The 16,785-nt window shown below is 65.6% G+C and carries 16 protein-coding genes; 7 read left to right on the top strand and 9 right to left on the bottom strand.

Annotated elements, in window-relative coordinates; all coding sequences use genetic code 11:
- Positions 1 to 64: 64 nt before the first annotated feature.
- The 4 genes from ACD584_RS16595 to ACD584_RS16610 all read right to left on the bottom strand — a co-directional run bounded on the left by ACD584_RS16595 (position 65) and on the right by ACD584_RS16610 (position 4,486).
- A complete protein-coding gene (locus tag ACD584_RS16595) occupies positions 65 to 2,134 on the bottom strand; it encodes an EAL domain-containing protein (RefSeq protein WP_076035620.1) in 2,070 nt (689 codons plus the stop codon).
- Between the two features lie 85 nt (positions 2,135 to 2,219).
- Positions 2,220 to 3,401, bottom strand: coding sequence for an NAD(P)/FAD-dependent oxidoreductase (locus ACD584_RS16600; protein ID WP_076035621.1), 1,182 nt, complete (start codon positions 3,399 to 3,401; stop codon positions 2,220 to 2,222).
- Positions 3,398 to 3,946 (bottom strand): YaeQ family protein, encoded by a 549-nt coding sequence (locus ACD584_RS16605; RefSeq protein ID WP_011037433.1) that lies wholly within the window; start codon positions 3,944 to 3,946, stop codon positions 3,398 to 3,400. Before ACD584_RS16605 ends, ACD584_RS16600 begins: the two co-directional genes overlap by 4 nt.
- A gap of 24 nt (positions 3,947 to 3,970) precedes the next feature.
- Positions 3,971 to 4,486: a YaiI/YqxD family protein gene (locus tag ACD584_RS16610; protein ID WP_076035622.1), complete on the bottom strand. Its 516-nt coding sequence runs from the start codon at positions 4,484 to 4,486 to the stop codon at positions 3,971 to 3,973.
- 268 nt (positions 4,487 to 4,754) lie between these two features.
- Here ACD584_RS16610 and ACD584_RS16615 point away from each other — a divergent pair, with 268 nt between their 5' ends.
- Both ACD584_RS16615 and ACD584_RS16620 read left to right on the top strand, forming a co-directional pair.
- Positions 4,755 to 4,964, top strand: coding sequence for a cold-shock protein (locus tag ACD584_RS16615; protein ID WP_011037431.1), 210 nt, complete (start codon positions 4,755 to 4,757; stop codon positions 4,962 to 4,964).
- 200 nt (positions 4,965 to 5,164) lie between these two features.
- Positions 5,165 to 5,863, top strand: a complete 699-nt coding sequence (locus ACD584_RS16620) for a glutathione S-transferase (RefSeq protein WP_076035623.1) — start codon at positions 5,165 to 5,167, stop codon at positions 5,861 to 5,863.
- A 56-nt stretch (positions 5,864 to 5,919) separates the two neighbouring features.
- Here ACD584_RS16620 and ACD584_RS16625 read toward each other — a convergent pair whose 3' ends face one another.
- The gene (locus ACD584_RS16625; RefSeq protein ID WP_076035624.1) at positions 5,920 to 6,795 is read right to left on the bottom strand and encodes an alpha/beta hydrolase; all 876 of its coding nucleotides are present in this window, start codon (positions 6,793 to 6,795) and stop codon (positions 5,920 to 5,922) included.
- A 170-nt stretch (positions 6,796 to 6,965) separates the two neighbouring features.
- On the opposite strand from ACD584_RS16625, the gene ACD584_RS16630 reads away from it, so the two are divergent.
- Together ACD584_RS16630 and ACD584_RS16635 are read left to right on the top strand one after the other, a co-directional pair.
- Positions 6,966 to 8,522, top strand: coding sequence for a YdiU family protein (locus ACD584_RS16630; RefSeq protein ID WP_076035625.1), 1,557 nt, complete (start codon positions 6,966 to 6,968; stop codon positions 8,520 to 8,522).
- An 84-nt stretch (positions 8,523 to 8,606) separates the two neighbouring features.
- Entirely contained in the window at positions 8,607 to 9,167 is a 561-nt protein-coding gene (locus tag ACD584_RS16635) for an adenine phosphoribosyltransferase (protein ID WP_014507965.1), read from the top strand.
- An 89-nt stretch (positions 9,168 to 9,256) separates the two neighbouring features.
- Here the strand turns inward: ACD584_RS16635 and dbpA are convergent, their stop codons facing one another.
- A complete protein-coding gene (gene dbpA / locus ACD584_RS16640) occupies positions 9,257 to 10,633 on the bottom strand; it encodes an ATP-dependent RNA helicase DbpA (RefSeq protein ID WP_011037426.1) in 1,377 nt (458 codons plus the stop codon).
- Between the two features lie 107 nt (positions 10,634 to 10,740).
- Here dbpA and ACD584_RS16645 point away from each other — a divergent pair, with 107 nt between their 5' ends.
- Complete coding sequence (locus ACD584_RS16645) at positions 10,741 to 12,648, top strand: ATP-binding cassette domain-containing protein (protein ID WP_076035626.1); 1,908 nt, start codon at positions 10,741 to 10,743, stop codon at positions 12,646 to 12,648.
- Positions 12,649 to 12,714: 66 nt separating this feature from the next.
- On the opposite strand, the gene ACD584_RS16650 is transcribed toward ACD584_RS16645, so the two are convergent.
- On the bottom strand, positions 12,715 to 13,140 hold the full coding sequence (locus ACD584_RS16650; RefSeq protein ID WP_076035627.1) for a barstar family protein: 426 nt from the start codon (positions 13,138 to 13,140) through the stop codon (positions 12,715 to 12,717).
- Positions 13,137 to 13,586, bottom strand: coding sequence for a ribonuclease (locus ACD584_RS16655; RefSeq protein ID WP_076035628.1), 450 nt, complete (start codon positions 13,584 to 13,586; stop codon positions 13,137 to 13,139). Before ACD584_RS16655 ends, ACD584_RS16650 begins: the two co-directional genes overlap by 4 nt.
- A 286-nt stretch (positions 13,587 to 13,872) precedes the next feature.
- On the opposite strand from ACD584_RS16655, the gene ACD584_RS16660 reads away from it, so the two are divergent.
- Entirely contained in the window at positions 13,873 to 14,484 is a 612-nt protein-coding gene (locus ACD584_RS16660; protein WP_011037422.1) for a superoxide dismutase, read from the top strand.
- A gap of 533 nt (positions 14,485 to 15,017) precedes the next feature.
- Here ACD584_RS16660 and ACD584_RS16665 read toward each other — a convergent pair.
- Entirely contained in the window at positions 15,018 to 15,851 is an 834-nt protein-coding gene (locus ACD584_RS16665) for an inositol monophosphatase family protein (protein WP_011037421.1), read from the bottom strand.
- 117 nt (positions 15,852 to 15,968) lie between these two features.
- Here ACD584_RS16665 and ACD584_RS16670 point away from each other — a divergent pair, with 117 nt between their 5' ends.
- Positions 15,969 to 16,745 (top strand): RNA methyltransferase, encoded by a 777-nt coding sequence (locus ACD584_RS16670; protein WP_011037420.1) that lies wholly within the window; start codon positions 15,969 to 15,971, stop codon positions 16,743 to 16,745.
- The last annotated feature ends 40 nt before the right edge of the window (positions 16,746 to 16,785 follow it).

Consider the following 16,785-nt stretch of genomic DNA (forward strand, 5'->3'; position numbering starts at 1 on the left):
CGTCGCGATAAACCGCACGCGGCGCCAGCCAGCAGCATGGCGCCTTACGCGGGTGGCTACGGCCTCAGCCGAACTCGTAGTTCATCAGCGGGCCGGTGGGCGCGACGAAGTCGCCTTGCACGTAATCGACCCCCGCAGTGAAGAAGCTGCTCATGGATTGCGCATCGGCCACGAACTCGGCCACCGTGAGGATGCCGGTCGGCTGCGCCCGTGAGGTGATCTCGCGGATCTTTTCCTGGCTTTCGCGGGCAGAGGCGATGTCGCCGGTGATGCCGCGGTCGAGCTTGAGGAACGCGGGCTGGAAGTGTGCGAGCAGCTGGAACGAATCCAGGCCCGAACCGAATTGCTCCAGCCCCACCTTGCAGCCCATTGCCGAGACCGATGCCAGGAATTGCTGGGCGTTGCGAAGATGGGTGAACACTTTCGATTCCGGTGTCTGCAGCCACAGCCGCTCGCCTGGCACGCCATACACCGCCAGCTGTTCGCGGATGGTGTCGATCATCTGTGGGTCGGAGAACGAATTGGGCCCGATGCGCACCAGCAGGTGGGTCTTGTGCCCGGCGCGCTGGCGCTCGCCCAGCTGGCGGATCGCACGTGCCACCACCCAGCGGTCGATCTCGGTGATCAGGTCGTGTTCTTCGGCAATGGCCATGAACGCATTCGGCGACATCATCTCGCCATTGCGCTCCAGCCGCAGGAACGCCTGATACAGCTCCAGCGGCTCGCCCTGCAGGTTGAGCACGGGCTGGTAATGCAGCAGGAAGCCGTCGCCGATCAGCGCCTCGCGCAGCTGTTCCACCCAGCGCTCGATGCGTTCTTCCTCGGCGCGATCGGCGGCGGCCGGGTCGAAGATGCTGACCGCATTGCCACCGAGCTCGGCCGTGGTGCGCACCGCCTCGGTGCCGCGATTGAGTACCTGCCCGATGCTGGCGATCTTCTCGCCAATCTGCACACCGCCGATGCTGACGGTGACCGTGGCCGAGCGTTCGCCAACACTGAACACGTGCTGCGCAAACGCGTCACGCACCAATTCGGCCAGCGCATGCGAGCGCGCATAGTTGCCGTCCATCAACAATGCAAAGCTGTGCTCGCCGAAGCGCGCGGCCACCACGCTGTCATCCAGCACGCTGGCCAGGTGCGCCGCCAGTGAGGCGATCAGCGCATCCGCCGAATCCAGGCCGATCTCCGGCAGGATCCGCGCGTAATGATCCGGTTCGATTAACAGGAAGCCGGACTGGCCTTCGCTGCGGCCGGCCTGTGCCACCGCCTGTTCGAGCGCCACCATGAAAGTGGGGCGGTTGAGCAGGCCGGTGACCTGGTCGCGTTGGCGCAGGTCTTCGACCTCGCGCGCCAGTTCCGGGTCGAACTCTTCGCGGCGCCGGAACACCACCTGGATGCAGGGCTCGCCCTCATAGGTGGCGGTGGCAAATTCCATGGTCGCCGGAAAGGTGTCGCCCTCCAGCCGACGCGCGTCGACCTTGTACTGCGCCGGTGGCGGCTCGCCCTTGGACAGGGCCTTGAGCAGTTGCTTGAAATCGTCCACGTATTGCGCGGCGATCATGTCCAGCAGCGACACACCTTCCACGTCCTCGAAGGACTCGAAACCGAACATCTCCAGGTACGCCTCGTTGGCACGGATATGCATGCCTTCGTGGACGTAGGCGATCGGGTCGCGCGACGAAGCAATCAGTGCATCGCAGCGGCGCTCGGTTTCGCGCATCTGCGCTTCGATGCGACGCAAGCCGCGGCGCGCCTGCAGGTCGGCCCACTCCGAGCGCACCAATGCCAGCAGATGTTCGGTGCGATGGCGCAGCGCGATCGCGCGCACGCCATGCGCAGCGGCTTCGACCAATGCGTTCTCTTCGATGCGATCGGCCAGCTGGATGATCGGGATGTCCTTGCCGCTGCCGGCAATGTGCTGCTGCAGGGCCGACATCGGAATCTGCTGCGCCTGGCCCTGCACCGCCAGGTCGATCTGCCCGGACAACATGCTGCCGAGCTCTTCCGGTGTCTGCGGGCGTGACGGCCGCACGGCGATGCCGCCGTTGCGCAGCGCGGTCACGATGGCCTCGGCACTCTCCACGCTGTCATCGACAATCATCAGGCGGAGGGTGAGATCTTTGCCTTTCTGCATGCGCGGCTCCCTAGAGACGGGCTTTAATACACGAAGGGGTTCGGCGCGTCCATGTATGTGGACGGGCGCGCAGCGACGGTGAGACCTAGGCCACGCTTCCGGCAGCATGCCCGGACGCCCAGGCCCACTGGAAGTTATAGCCGCCCAGCCAACCGGTGACGTCCAGCACTTCGCCAACGAAGTACAGCCCGGCCACCAGGCGTGACTCCATCGTCGCACTGGACACCTGGTCGGTGTCCACGCCGCCCAGGGTGACCTCGGCGGTGCGATAGCCCTCGGTGCCGCTGGCCACCAGCGGCCAGCCACCGAGCAGGTCGGCAGCTGCGCGCAGCTGTGGTGGATCGAGCTGGCGCACCGGCTTGTCCGGCAGCCACACCTCGCACAGCCGCTGCGCAAAGCGCCGTGGCAGGACCTCGCCCAGCACGTTGCGCAGCTCAGTGGCCCCGCGCAGCTTCTTTTGTTCGCGCAGCCAGGCCTCGGCGTCATGGCCTGGCAGCAGGTCCAGGCGCAGATCATCGCCGGGCTGCCAGAACGAGGAGATCTGCAGGATCGCCGGCCCGCTGACGCCACGGTGGGTGATCAGCATGAAGTTGCGGAAACTGGCGCCATTGCAGTGCGCCTCGACCGGCACGGCCAGGCCGGACAGATCCTGCAGGCGTTCCTGATGCTTGCCGCTGAGGGTGAGCGGCACCAGGCCGGCGCGGGTAGGCAGCAGCTGATGACCGAATTGCCTGGCCAGCGTGTAGCCGAACCCGCTTGCGCCCATGCTCGGAATCGACAGCCCGCCGGTCGCCACGATCAGGGCCTGCGCCTGCACGCGGCCTTGGCTGGTGTCCACGCTGAAGCCGTCGCTGTCGCGGCGCACCGCCTGCACCTCGCATTGGGTGCGGATCTGCACGCCGGCCGCCTCGCATTCGTCCAGCAGCATGCGCACGATCTGCTTGGACGACACATCGCAGAACAACTGGCCCAGCTCTTTCTCGTGATAGGCGATGCCGTGCTGCTCCACCATTTCCACGAACGCGCCCGGGGTGTAGCGGGCGAGGGCGGACTTGCAGAAGTGCCGGTTGGCCGAAACAAAGTTGGCCGGGGTGGTGCCAGTATTGGTGAAGTTGCAGCGCCCACCGCCGGACATCAGGATCTTCTTGCCCACCTTGTTGGCGTGGTCGATCACCAGCACCTGCCGCCCGCGGCGGCCGGCCGTGAAGGCGCTCATCAGCCCGGCAGCGCCGGCGCCGATGACCAACACATCGCAACGCGTGCTCATTCCGCCGGGGCTTGTCGCACGATCGGCGTGAGCGTGACGGTGCCCTGGTCGGCCAGCATCTGCACTTCGCCGTCCTGGATGATCACGTCAAAGCGCATGCCGCGCTGGATCAGCGCACCAAGCGCCTCGGTGGCCTGCGATTCGAGCTCCAGCACGCGCAGGTTGCGGTGCCGGCCAAGTGCGTTGGCATGTTTTTTCCACCAGGTCTCGGTGGCCTGGCCGCCGTAACCGATGACCACGACTTCCCGCGACCGGTTGCAGGCCTTGCGGACGCGGCTCTCGTCGGGCTGGCCCAGGTCGATCCACAGGTCGGGGTCGCCGGTGTAGTCGCGCCGCCACAGATCCGGTTCGTCGTCATTGCTCAGCCCGCGGCCGAACTCCAGGCGGTCGTCGGCGAACAGGGCGAAGGCCAGCAGGCGCACCATCAGGCGTTCGTCGGTTTCGGAAGGGTGCTGGGCCAGGGTCAGCGAATGGTTGGCGTAGTAGCCGCGATCCATGTCGCTGATCTGCAGTTCCGCCCTGCGGACGGTGGCGGTGAGAGCCATCGGGAAACCAGTTGCAAAGGGCGGTCATGATACGCCTGCGGGCTCCGCGCGAGGGTCTTCATGGCCGGGCGGATTGCCGTCCAGCCAGCGATCCAGTTGCGCCGCGAACGCCTGGCGGTCGCGTGCGTGCAGCGCAGGCGGCCCGCCCGTGGCCACGCCGGCACCGCGCAATTCCTCCAGAAAACCGCGCACCGACAGGCGCTCGGCGATGCTGTCGCTGCTGAACGGCTCCCCGCGCGGACTGACCGCTGCGGCGCCGCGTTCCAGTACGCGCGCCGCCAAAGGAATGTCCTGCGTCACTACCAGATCGCCAGCGTTGACCCGCTCGGCGATCGCGTCATCGGCCGCATCCGGGCCGCCGGGCACCTGCAGCGCCCGCACATGGGCCAGGGTTGGCGTGCGCAGGAAATGGTTGGCGACCAAGGTGTCAGGGATGCCGGTGCGCTGGGCGGCGCGGAACAAAATGTCGCGAATGACCGCCGGGCAGGCGTCGGCGTCGACCCAGATCTGCGCAAGACCTGGCGGGAGTGGCGTATTCATCTAGGAAATCGGGAGGGAAATGGCCTGACAGGGGGTCAGAATGCGCCTGACAGCAAAAGTTTTGTCCGAAGGTGTCGCTTTTTGCATAAAACACGAGTACTGTGCACTCACTGTGTTTGCAAGGGTCACCGTGAATCGTGGCCTGGTGTAGCTAGATCTCATTCGATCCCGCTCCATCGTTCCGCTTTACCAACGCCTGCAACTCAGTCTCAGCGCCGGTTTTTCGGTTGCTGCGATTTATCCATCTAAAAGTTCAGGAGTTAGTAAAATGTCAGATCGTCAGAACGGTGTCGTGAAGTGGTTCAATGATGCCAAGGGCTTCGGCTTCATCACCCCGGAAAGCGGCCCGGACCTGTTCGTGCATTTCCGTGCCATCCAGGGCACCGGCTTCAAGTCGTTGCAGGAAGGCCAGAAGGTCTCCTTCGTCGCCGTGCAGGGCCAGAAGGGCATGCAGGCTGACCAGGTGCAGGCGGTCTAATCCGTCTGCAACCGTAAGGTTGCCAAAAACGCCGGGCGCGCAAGCGTCCGGCGTTTTTTATTGTCTGCGATTTGTCGCGTTGACCGGCCTGCGCGTCCTGCCCTCCCGCGTGCACACCGGTGCTGGCGTGACGGATGCAGTGAGCACGGCAATGACGTATGCCTGGGTAGGATGTGCGTTTTCCGCACGCCGGCTCTCCCATGCTTACTGTCCACCACCTCAATAATTCCCGCTCGCAACGCGTGCTCTGGTTGCTGGAAGAACTGGCGTTGCCGTACCAGATCGTGCGCCACGAGCGCGACCCAAAGACCATGCTGGCGCCTCCGGCGTTGCGCGCGATCCATCCGCTGGGCAAGTCGCCGGTGGTGGTCGATGGTGGGCTGACCATTGCCGAGTCCGGCGCGATCCTGGAATACCTCACCGAGCGCTACGACACCGAATGCGCGCTGTCGCCGTCGGCGCGGCCAGCGGAGTCCGCCGAGCGCCTGCAATTTCGGTACTGGATGCATTACGCCGAAGGCTCGGCAATGCCGCCATTGCTGATGACGCTGATCTTTGGGCGCATCCGCTCGGCCCCGATGCCCTTTTTCGCCAAGCCCATAGCGCGCGCGATCGTCGACAAGGCGATGTCTGGCTTCGTCGGGCCACAACTCAAGTTGCACATGGACTGGATGGAGCAATCGCTGAGCGGCAGCGGTTGGTTCGCGGGTGAGCGCTTTACCGCGGCCGACATTCAGATGAGTTTCCCGGTGCAGGCGGCGGCTGCGCGGGGCGGCGGGCTGGAGGCCTACCCCAAGCTGCGCAGCTTTATCGAGCGCATCGAGGCGCGGCCGGCATATCAGGCCGCACTGAAGAAGGGCGGGCCGTTCGAGCTGCAGCGGGCCAAGCCCGCCACCTGAGTCGTCCGCAGGTGCCGGCTGACTGATGCGGGCTGCCCGATTAGGCGGCCCTCCCGTCAAGGAGCCTTGCAGTCATGCAGGAATTGCAGGGTGTCGCGCAGGGCTGGCGAATCGGCCGGGTTTTTGCGCAGCGACAGCACCAGGCCCATGTGCCCCATGCCGGGATAAAACGTGGTGTTTGCCTGGACGCCGACGCGCCGTTCGGCAGCGGCCAGCGAGGTGCTGTTGCGCGGCTCCACGACGCGGTCGTCTTGCCCATGCAGCAGCAACATCGGCGGCTCGTCGCCATCTGCGTGAACCACAGGCTGCGACGCCGCTTGCTGTGCAGGTGAGGTGCCGAAGACCTCGATGAGTTCGGGATCGGTCATGGGCGAGAAATCATACGGACCGGCAAGTCCGACGAAACCGCACAGTTGTTGCGGACGCAGGCCCTGCGCGAGCAGCCACCTGCGATCCGTCACCAGCAGTCCGGCAATATGCGCGCCTGCCGAATGCCCCATCACCGCCACGCGTGTCGGGTCGCCGCCGTAGGCCTGCGCATGGTGATAGCCCCACGCCGTTGCCTTTGCGGCATCGGTCATGAAGCCGTCCAGCCCGACCTGCGGATACTTGCGGTAATCGGCGACCAGTGCGACCACGCCCTGGCGCGCGAGCGAGCGGCCGACCCAGCTGTAGTTCTGGCGCGTGCCGCGCTTCCAGGTGCCGCCGTAGAAGAACACCACCACCGGCGCATTGAGTGCGTTGCGCGGTTGATAGACGTCCAGCGCCAGCCCGAGGGCCGGGTCGAACACCTCGTTACGGTGCTCGATCACGCCCTCGCGACTGGTGGCGGCATTGATGCCGCCGAAGAACACACTGCTGCAGGCACTCAAGGTCAGCGAACCAAATAGCACGAGGGCGGGGCGGAACCAGCGGGAAGCGCGTGAGGGCATGGGCGGTGTCGCTCGAAAGGCAAGAAGAGAGGGTGCTGGGCGCGTGGTGACTGCAGGCAGGCCGAGCCTGCTTGGCAATGGTGCAGCAGGTGAAGATACGATGCCGGCGCGCGCGTGGATGCGCGCTGCCCGCATGCGAAGTTCATCGCCAGTGCCCTAGGCTTGCACGCATGACGCATCTTCAATTTGATAACCGTTTGCGCGCCCAGTTGCCGGGCGACCCGGAAGAAGGCCCACGCCGCCGCGAAGTGCTGGCCGCCTGGTCTGCAGTGCAGCCGACGCCGGTCGCTGCGCCCACGCTGCTGGCGTATTCGGCGGATGTGGCGCAACGCCTGGGTCTGCGTGCCGAGGATCTTGCCAGCCCACAGTTTGCCGAGGTGTTTGGCGGCAATGCCTTGTATCCGGGAATGCAGCCCTGGGCGGTCAACTACGGTGGTCACCAGTTCGGGCATTGGGCAGGGCAGCTGGGCGATGGCCGCGCGATCTCATTGGGCGAGGCCATCGGGGTCGATGGCGGGCGCTACGAACTGCAGCTCAAGGGTGCCGGGCCAACGCCGTATTCGCGTGGGGCGGATGGCCGCGCCGTGCTGCGTTCGTCGATCCGCGAATTCCTGTGCAGCGAGGCGATGCATTACCTGGGCTTGCCGACCACCCGGGCGTTGAGCCTGGTGGGCACCGGTGATGCAGTGGTGCGCGACATGTTCTACGACGGGCATCCGCGCCGCGAGCCGGGCGCGATCGTGTGCCGCGTGGCGCCCTCGTTCATTCGATTCGGCAATTTCGAACTGCCCGCCGCGCGTGGCGACGTCGATCTGCTACGGCAGTGGGTGGACTTCACCCTGGCACGCGATTTCCCTGACCTGCCGGGCAGCGGCGAAGACCGGATTGCCGCCTGGTTCGGCCAGGTGTGCGAGCGCACTGCGGTGATGGTCGCGCACTGGATGCGCGTGGGCTTCGTGCATGGGGTGATGAATACCGACAACATGTCCATCCTGGGGCTCACCATCGACTACGGCCCCTATGGCTGGGTGGACGATTACGACCCGGATTGGACGCCCAACACCACCGATGCGCAGGGTCGCCGTTATCGCTTCGGCACCCAGCCACAGGTGGCGTACTGGAATCTGGGGCGGCTGGCCCAGGCACTGTCGCCGCTGTTCGGCGATGCGGCGCCCTTGCAGGCCGGGCTGGACCAGTTTCGTGACACCTATCTGGCCTGTGACCGGCGCGATACCGCGGCCAAGCTGGGGCTGGCCGAGTGCCAGGACGAGGATCTGCACCTGATCGACGACCTGCGTGCGCTGATGCGCGAAGCGGAGATGGACATGACGCTGACCTTCCGTGGCCTGGTGGATCTGTCGCCGCAGCAGCCGGATGCTTCTGTGCTGCGTGAGGCCTTCTACGACGAGACCAAGCGTGCTGCGCAGGCGCCAGCGCTGGACGCCTGGCGGCAGCGGTATGCCGCACGTTGCCTGCAAGACGGCGCGTCAGATGCGGTTCGCGCTTCGCGGATGCGGGCGGCCAACCCGCGCTACGTGCTGCGTAATTATCTGGCGCAGCAGGCGATCGACCAGGCCGAGCAGGGCGATCTGTCGGGCGTGCACACGCTGCTGGAGGTCATGCAGCGCCCCTACGACAACCAGCCCGGGCGTGAGGCATTCGCGGCCAAGCGCCCGGACTGGGCGCGGGACCGAGCGGGATGCTCGATGTTGTCCTGCAGTTCCTGACGCGCTCATGTCGGCAGCGGTCGTCGGCGCCGCACAGTCAGCGTGCTCGCCTAGAATAGAGCGCTCCCACTGGCCACGACCGCCATGAACGACTGCAGCCGCTGCGCCGGTTCCACCTCTTCCGGACCGACCCACTGGTCGGGCCGGATCCGCGACATCGCCGATTTTCCCAAGCCGGGTATCGTGTTCAAGGACATCACGCCGCTGTTGTCCGATGGCCCGGATTTCGCTTCTGCGCTGGATGAAATGGCGCAGCCCTGGCGCACCACACCGCTGGATGCGGTGCTGGGCATCGAGGCGCGGGGCTTCATTCTGGGCGCGGCGTTGGCGCGCGAACTGCGCACTGGCTTCGTGCCGGTGCGTAAACCGGGCAAATTGCCGGGGCGTACATTGATCCAGGAGTACGCGCTGGAATACGGCACCGACCGCATCGAGATGCACGAGGATGCGCTGCCGCGTGGTGCACGGGTCTTGATTGTCGACGACGTGCTCGCCACCGGCGGCACCCTGCGTGCGGCCTTGGGCCTGGCCGCGCAGCTGGAGCTGGAAATCGTCGGCGCGGCAGTGCTGGTGGAGCTGCAGGCCCTGCAGGGCCGCAGCAAATGGCTCAACGATGTGCCGCTGCTGGCAACGCTGAGCTACTGAGCAAGGGATCGCTGTACCTGTGCAGCGGCCAAGCCGCTGCGCCGTCGAGCCCACCTGCGTGGGCTCCCTGATTCGGCTAGACGCGCTGCCTAGAGCTTGGTCACCCGGAAGCGACGGCCCTTGATCTTGCCGGCCTGCAAGTGGGTCAGTGCACGAGCGACCTGCGCCCGCGCAATCGCCACGTACGAGCGGGTAGGGTAGATGGCGATCTTGCCGATCGCCGCACCCGACAAGCCTGCTTCGCCGGTCAAGGCGCCCAGAATGTCGCCGGCGCGCAGTTTGTCGGTCTTGCCGCCGTCGATGCGCAGCGTGGTCATCGCGGCCAGCGGCAATTGCGCCGGGCGCGCGGTGGCCAGCGGTGCGCGCGACCACTTGAGCGGCTGGCCGTGCTCGGCCTCCAGCGCCTGCGCACGGGCGCTTTCGCGCGGGGCCACCAGGCTGAGTGCCAGGCCGTGTTTGCCGGCGCGCGCAGTCCGGCCGATGCGGTGGCGATAGGTTTCGGTGTCGGTGGGAAGCTCGTAATTCACCACCGCCGCGAGGTCTTCCACATCCAGGCCGCGCGCGGCCACGTCACTGGCAACCAGTACGTTGCAGCTGCGATTGACGAAGCGCACCAGCACCTCGTCGCGGTCGCGTTGCTCCATGTCGCCATGCAATGCCAGCGCGGAGAAACCGAACTCCTGCAGCGAGCCGGCCACTTCGTCCACTTCCTTGCGGGTATTGCAGAACACCACGCTGGATTCGGGATTGAAGCGCAGCAGCAACCCGGCCACCGCCTTCTGCCGATAAGTGGGGTCCACTTCGAAGAACTGCTGGTCGATCTCCGGTGCGTTGTCGGCGCCTTCCACGGTGATTTCCACCGGGTCCTTCAACAGCTCGCGCGCGAGTGTGCGGATGATGTCGGGGAAGGTCGCCGAGAACAGCAGGCTCTGGCGATGTTTGTCGCAGCGGCTGGCGATTTCGCGGATGGGTTCTTCGAAGCCCATGTCGAGCATGCGGTCGGCCTCGTCCAGCACCAGCGTGCGCACGCCGCCCAGATGCAGGGCGCGTTTGCGCGCCAGTTCCTGGATGCGGCCGGGCGTGCCGACCACGACCTGCGGGTCGTGCGCTTCAAGCGATGCCAGCTGCGGACCAAGTGGCATGCCGCCGGTGAGCACCAGCAACTTCATGTTGGGAATGCCGGTGGCCAGCTTGCGCAGTTGCTTGCCGACCTGGTCGGCAAGCTCGCGCGTGGGGCACAGCACCAGCGCTTGCGCACGGGTCAGCGCCGGGTCGAGCTTTTGCAGCAGGCCCAGCCCGAACGCGGCGGTCTTGCCGCTGCCGGTGGGCGCCTGGGCAATCACATCCAGCCCCTGGAGGATCGGCGGCAGGCTCTGCGCCTGGATCGGCGTGAGGGTGGTGTAGCCCAGGGCATCGATGCCGGGGGCCAAGGCTGGCGAGAGCGGCAGCGCGGAGAATTCGTTCATGGCGCATTTTAACGGGAATCGGGAGTCGGGAATGGGCAATGGGGAATCGCAACGGCGAGGCTTTTCCATTCCCGATTCACCATTCCCGATTCCCGTACAATTAGCCCATGCCTTTAATCACTCTGCAAAGCGTCGACTACAGCGTCGGCGGCCCGTTGTTGCTGGAAAAAACCGACCTGACGATCGAGCCGGGCGAGCGTATCGCCCTGATCGGCCGCAACGGTGCCGGCAAATCGACCCTGATGAAATTGATTGCCGGCGAGCTCAAGCCCGATGACGGCGAAGTGCGCGTGCAGCAGGGCGTGCGGATCGCGCGGTTGGAGCAGGAGGTTCCGCAGGGAACCGGCGGCAGCGTGTTCGACGTGGTGGCCGACGGGCTGGGTGAACTGGGTCACTGGCTGGCCGAGTTCCATCAACTCAGCCACGCCGAGGTCTTCGATGCCGATGCCTTCGGCAAGGTGCAGGCCAAGATCGATGCGGCCGAGGGCTGGGCGCTGGATCAGCGCGTCAGCGAGACGCTGACCAAGCTCGATCTGGACGGCGATGCGGAGTTCGCGCGGCTGTCCGGCGGCATGAAGCGGCGCGTGCTGCTGGCACGCTCGCTGGTGGCTTCGCCGGACGTGCTGCTGCTCGACGAGCCAACCAACCACCTGGATATCGAAGCCATCGATTGGCTGGAAACCTTCCTCAAGGGCTGGAACGGCAGCGTGCTGTTCGTTACCCATGACCGGCGCTTTCTGCGCGCGTTGGCCACGCGCATCGTCGAGATCGATCGCGGCCAGGTCACCAGCTGGCCGGGCGACTGGGCCAATTACGAGCGCCGGCGCGAAGAGCGGCTCAATGCGCAGGCGCAGGAAAATGCGCGCTTCGACAAGATGCTTGCGCAGGAAGAGATCTGGATCCGTCAGGGCATCAAGGCGCGCCGCACGCGCGACGAAGGCCGCGTGCGACGGCTGGAATCGATGCGCAACGAGCGCGTGCAGCGCCGCGATCTCACCGGCAATGTGCGCATGGAAGTCTCGCAGGGCGAGTCGTCCGGCAAGAAGGTGATCGAAGCCAATGAAGTCACCTTTGCGTTCGGCGCGCGCACGATGGTCAAGGACTTCTCCAGCATCATCCAGCGTGGCGACCGCATCGGCCTGATCGGCCCTAACGGTAGCGGCAAGACCACCTTGCTCAAGCTGCTGCTGGGTGACCTGCAGCCGCAGCAGGGCGAGATCCGTATCGGTACCAATCTGCAGATTGCTTATTTCGACCAGTACCGCGCCACCTTGCGCGAGGACTGGAGCGCGATCGAAAACGTGGCCGAAGGGCGCGACTTCATCGAGATCAACGGCAAGCGCAAGCACGTGCACGCGTATCTGCAGGATTTCCTGTTCACGCCCGAGCGTGCACGTGCGCCGATCACGCGCCTGTCCGGTGGTGAGCGCAATCGCTTGCTGCTGGCGCGCCTGTTCGCGCAGCCGTCCAACCTGCTGGTGATGGACGAACCGACCAACGACCTGGACGTGGAAACGCTGGAGCTGCTGGAAGAGCTGCTCGGCGAATACACCGGCACCTTGCTGTTGGTCAGCCATGACCGCGACTTCCTCGACAACGTGGTCACCTCCACGCTGGTGATGGAAGGCGATGGCCTGATCGGCGATTACGTCGGCGGATACAGCGATTCGCTGCGCCAGCGGCGCACCGCGCCCGCTAATGCGATGGCGGTGGCCAAGGCCTCGGCAACTGCAGCGGCGACCACGCCGGTGGCCGCTGCTGCACCGGTGCCGGCTGTAGCCGAGGAGGCTGCGCCCAAGCGCAAACTCAGCTACAAGGAAGCGCGCGAGCTGGAGCAGCTGCCGGCGCTGATCGAGACCCTGGAGCAGCAGGTCGCCGCATTGACCGACGCCATGAACGACCCGGCGTTCTATCAGCGCGATAGCGCGGCGATGACCGCGCACACTGCCGCCCTCACCGATGCGCAAGCGCAGCTGGATGCGGCCTACGCACGCTGGAGCGAGCTGGATCGCTGAAGAAGTGCGCGGGGCAGGTGACGCCGACGCGCGAGTGCTGCGTCGGCGTAGCATCTGTCCTGCATGTCAGTCGCAGGCGCTTGCCGGCGCGACGAAGGCGGCAAAGCTGCGTCCGCGCGCCGCCCAGGCGGTGGCGGCTTCGTCGAGGATGTCGAGCAGGCTGTCGAGGTCGGCCGGTGCGCGGGTGGCCAATGCATCGGCACCATCGAGCAACAACGCGTAGCCGTGTGGTGCCGGTAGCCAGCTGAGATCGCGCAGGGCATCGCTCAACGCGTCCCAATTACGACCAAAAACAGGCGGGAAATCGAGCTGGATTGCCAGGCGCATCAGCAGGGTGCGTTTGTCGGCGCAGGCCGCCAGATCCACCCGCAGGATGCGCAGCCCGGCATCGCGTGCCAGGGCGGCCATGGTGTCCAGGTCCTGGGTCTGCGCCTGGTACACGCCGGACTGCTGTGGGTCGGATAGATCCAGCGCAAAGTCGCCTGCACTCATGGTGCCTGCTCCGGGGTAGGGCCCTGGAAGGATTTGAAACTGGCGTAGTGATCGTCGCTGTAGTACCAGCTCTGCGGCGGCGTGTCGCCGGTGACGATCCGGCGTGCGCCGCGATCGGCGCTGCCGGGCGTGTCCACGGTGTATTCGTGGTAATAGCCGCGCGGCCGCTCCGGCAGCCGCTGCTCACGATTGCCGAACACCGCGCCGTCCTGCGGATATGGAAACGGCCCGCCGCGTTGTATCAACACGATGGTTGCCATGGCTTCGGTCGGCAGGAATGCCGGCAGCCGCGGCACCTGGCGCGCCGACGTTGCGGCTGGTGCGGCAGTCACCGGTGCCGACAGTTGCGGGGCGAACTGCGGCTTGGGCGTCTGCACGACACGCATGCCCCAGAGCCCGGCCACAAGCAGGACGATGGCGACGATCAGCAAGGCGGGTTTGCGCATGGGTGGTCCGAAGCGAAAGAGGCAGCCGCAGCCATGGCGGATGAGAGACCAAGTATGCCGTCGCGCGACTGTGTCGACTTTGAACGTGGCGGCGGGGAAGGGCACGCCCGGTTCACGCCCAAGTAACCGGGGCATGGTGCAAGGTGTGCAGCCGAGGAACTGCGGCACTGCGCAGGTGATGGGATGAAGTTTCCCTCGCCTCACCCTTGGTAAGCGCAGCCCAGGTCCTTACCATCTACCCCGCAACGCCCGGTCTTTTGCCGGGCGGCAAGTCCAGGAGGCCCTCATGGCTTATACCCTTCCGCAGTTGCCTTACGCTTACGACGCGCTGGAACCGAACATCGATGCGCAGACGATGGAAATCCATCACACCAAGCATCACCAGACCTACATCAACAACGTCAATGCGGCGCTGGAAGGGACCGAGTACGCCGACCTGCCGGTTGAAGAGCTGGTCTCCAAGTTGAAGAGCCTGCCGGAAAACCTGCAGGGCCCGGTGCGCAACAACGGTGGCGGCCATGCCAACCATTCGCTGTTCTGGACCGTGATGTCGCCCAACGGCGGCGGCGAGCCCAAGGGCGAGGTCGCCAAGGCGATCGACAAGGACATCGGCGGTTTCGAGAAGTTCAAGGAAGCCTTCACCAAGGCCGCGCTGAGCCGTTTCGGTTCGGGCTGGGCATGGTTGAGCGTCACCCCGGACAAGAAGGTTGTGGTCGAAAGCACCGCCAACCAGGACAGCCCGCTGTTCGAAGGCAATACGCCGATCCTGGGCCTGGACGTGTGGGAACATGCCTATTACCTGAAGTACCAGAACCGTCGCCCGGACTACATCGGCGCGTTCTACAACGTGGTGAACTGGGACGAAGTCGAGCGCCGTTACCACGCCGCGATCGCCTGAGTCTTGCGCTGACGCTGTAACGCAAGAAGGCCGGGAGCGATCCCGGCCTTCTTGTTTGCTGCGGTCTGTCGCGTAGGAGCGACCTTGGTCGCGAGGAGGCGTTCCTCGGGAAAGCTTCATCGCGCGCGAGCGCGCTCCTACGATTGCCGGAGCGCTGATTAAAATGTGTTGGCGAATGTAGGTGAGTAGCCAGCGTTCACGCTGTAACGCAAGAAGGCCGGGAGCGATCCCGGCCTTCTTGTTTGCTGCGGTCTGTCGCGTAGGAGCGACCTTGGTCGCGAGGAGGCGTTCCTCGGGAAAGCTTCATCGCGCGCGAGCGCGCTCCTACGATTGCCGGAGCGCTGATTAAAATGTGTTGGCGAATGTAGGTGAGTAGCCAGCGTTCACGCTGTAACGCAAGAAGGCCGGGAGCGATCCCGGCCTTCTTCGTTTGGTGCGGTCTGTCGTGTAGGAGCGACCTTGGTCGCGAGGAGGCGTTCCTCGGGAAAGCTCCGTCGCGCGCGAGCGCGCTCCTACGATTGCCGGAGCGCCGATCAGAACTTCGAATCGAATTCGCGTGCGTAGCCGGTGTTGACGATCACCTTCTGCAGTGCGTCGCTGATCTTGATGTTGCCCGCCACGATCTGCTGCGTTTCCGGGCCCATGTTGTCCATGCGCGGCGGGGTTGCGCCCTTGTAGTCGCAAACGCGGCCACCGGCCTCGCGCACCAGCAGCACGCCGGCCGCAATGTCCCAGGCTTTGACGCCGGCTTCGAAATACGCATCGGCACGGCCGCACGCGACATAGGCCAGGTCCAGCGCGGCCGAGCCGGTGCGGCGCACGTCTTCTGCCTGCACCAGCAGCGCATCCACGCATTTGAGCTGGGCGCTGGCGCGTGCGCGCTCACGCGGCGGGAAGCCGGTGTGGACCATCGCGCCTTCCAGATCCTTGCGTTCGGCAATGCGAATACGGCGATCGTTGAGCACTGCGCCTGCGCCACGGCTGGCAGTGAACAGCTCGTTGCGCAACGGATCGAAGATCACCGCGTCGGTCGGCTCGCCATTTTCCACCAGCGCAATCGACACGCAGTAATGCGGGAAGCCGCGCAGGTAGTTGCTGGTGCCGTCGAGCGGGTCGATGACCCAGGTGTAGCGGCCACTCTTGCCGCCCTGCACGCCGCCTTCTTCGCCGAACACGGCGTACTCGGGGTAGCCGCGCTTGAGTTCCTTGATGATGACCTTCTCGGCGTCGGCATCGACTTCGCTGGCGTAGTCCATGCGGCCCTTCTGCACCACGTTGAGGGCATCGAGCTTGTTGATACCGCGCAACAGCACATTGCCGGCGAGGCGGGCGGCTTTGACCATGACGGTGACGGCGGGTTTCTGCATGGTTAAAGCTCCCGTGAAGGCAGAATCGGAAATGGCGAAGGTAAAAGAGCGGTCCGGCGCGAAAGCCGGCCGCGCAGTTTACCATCTACGGCCGAACTGCTCCCCCAATCTCCGTTCATGTCCGTCAGTCAGCGCATCCGTTTTGTTCTCGTCGGTACCCAGCATCCAGGCAACATCGGCGCCGCCGCGCGCGCGATGAAGACCATGGGGCTGACGCGCCTGGTGTTGGTCGCACCCGAGAAGGCACTCGATGAAGATGCCTACCGCCGCTCTGCTGGCGCCGAAGACGTGCTCAGCGATGCACCGATCTTCGAGACGCTGGCCGAGGCGGTGGCGGACTGCACGCTGGTGATCGGCTGCACGGCGCGCGCGCGCCGGGTAGCGCTGGAAGAGTTGGCACCGGACGTGGGCGCGGGCCGCGCCTGGGCCAAGGCGGCCGAACCGGCCGAGGTGGCGATCGTGTTCGGGCGCGAGCGCACCGGGCTGACCAATGACGAATTGCAGCTCTGCCATGCGGCCGTGCATATCCCCTCCGACCCGCAGTTCAGTTCGCTCAACCTGGCTTCGGCGGTGCAGGTGCTGGCTTACGAGATGCGCCTGGCACAGCTTGCGGCAGAGGCCACGCCCGCCGCACCGGCCGCGCCGGCCGCGGACAGCGCTGGCCCACGTGAGCTGCCGGCCAGCCATGCGCAGATGGAAGGGTTGTTCGGCCAGCTGGGCCAGACCCTGGACGAGATCGACTTCCATAAGGGCCGTGCGCCGGATTCGGCAATGCGCAAGTTGCGTCGGCTGCTGCTGCGCGCGGAAATGACCGAGCAGGAAGTGCGTCTGCTGCGCGGCATCCTGGCCGATGCCCAGCGCATGGCGGGGCTGGCGCGCCAGGCCGGAACCTGACGGCTGTCACAACCTGGAAGATTCGGCTAAGGTGTCGGCG

It is taken from the genome of Xanthomonas sp. NCPPB 2922 (genome assembly GCF_041520885.1).
In the GTDB taxonomy this organism is placed as follows: domain Bacteria; phylum Pseudomonadota; class Gammaproteobacteria; order Xanthomonadales; family Xanthomonadaceae; genus Xanthomonas; species Xanthomonas campestris.

What these genes read in the sequence shown, in the direction of transcription:
- ACD584_RS16600 (WP_076035621.1), bottom strand. Translation starts at nt 3,401, where the DNA reads ATGAGCACGCGTTGCGATGTGTTGGTCATCGGCGCCGGCGCTGCCGGG.
- ACD584_RS16605 (WP_011037433.1), bottom strand. Translation starts at nt 3,946, where the DNA reads ATGGCTCTCACCGCCACCGTCCGCAGGGCGGAACTGCAGATCAGCGAC.
- ACD584_RS16630 (WP_076035625.1), top strand. Translation starts at nt 6,966, where the DNA reads ATGACGCATCTTCAATTTGATAACCGTTTGCGCGCCCAGTTGCCGGGC.
- ACD584_RS16595 (WP_076035620.1), bottom strand. Translation starts at nt 2,134, where the DNA reads ATGCAGAAAGGCAAAGATCTCACCCTCCGCCTGATGATTGTCGATGAC.
- dbpA (WP_011037426.1), bottom strand. Translation starts at nt 10,633, where the DNA reads ATGAACGAATTCTCCGCGCTGCCGCTCTCGCCAGCCTTGGCCCCCGGC.
- ACD584_RS16670 (WP_011037420.1), top strand. Translation starts at nt 15,969, where the DNA reads ATGTCCGTCAGTCAGCGCATCCGTTTTGTTCTCGTCGGTACCCAGCAT.
- ACD584_RS16660 (WP_011037422.1), top strand. Translation starts at nt 13,873, where the DNA reads ATGGCTTATACCCTTCCGCAGTTGCCTTACGCTTACGACGCGCTGGAA.
- ACD584_RS16645 (WP_076035626.1), top strand. Translation starts at nt 10,741, where the DNA reads ATGCCTTTAATCACTCTGCAAAGCGTCGACTACAGCGTCGGCGGCCCG.
- ACD584_RS16625 (WP_076035624.1), bottom strand. Translation starts at nt 6,795, where the DNA reads ATGCCCTCACGCGCTTCCCGCTGGTTCCGCCCCGCCCTCGTGCTATTT.
- ACD584_RS16615 (WP_011037431.1), top strand. Translation starts at nt 4,755, where the DNA reads ATGTCAGATCGTCAGAACGGTGTCGTGAAGTGGTTCAATGATGCCAAG.
- ACD584_RS16665 (WP_011037421.1), bottom strand. Translation starts at nt 15,851, where the DNA reads ATGCAGAAACCCGCCGTCACCGTCATGGTCAAAGCCGCCCGCCTCGCC.
- ACD584_RS16650 (WP_076035627.1), bottom strand. Translation starts at nt 13,140, where the DNA reads ATGAGTGCAGGCGACTTTGCGCTGGATCTATCCGACCCACAGCAGTCC.
- ACD584_RS16635 (WP_014507965.1), top strand. Translation starts at nt 8,607, where the DNA reads ATGAACGACTGCAGCCGCTGCGCCGGTTCCACCTCTTCCGGACCGACC.
- ACD584_RS16610 (WP_076035622.1), bottom strand. Translation starts at nt 4,486, where the DNA reads ATGAATACGCCACTCCCGCCAGGTCTTGCGCAGATCTGGGTCGACGCC.
- ACD584_RS16655 (WP_076035628.1), bottom strand. Translation starts at nt 13,586, where the DNA reads ATGCGCAAACCCGCCTTGCTGATCGTCGCCATCGTCCTGCTTGTGGCC.
- ACD584_RS16620 (WP_076035623.1), top strand. Translation starts at nt 5,165, where the DNA reads ATGCTTACTGTCCACCACCTCAATAATTCCCGCTCGCAACGCGTGCTC.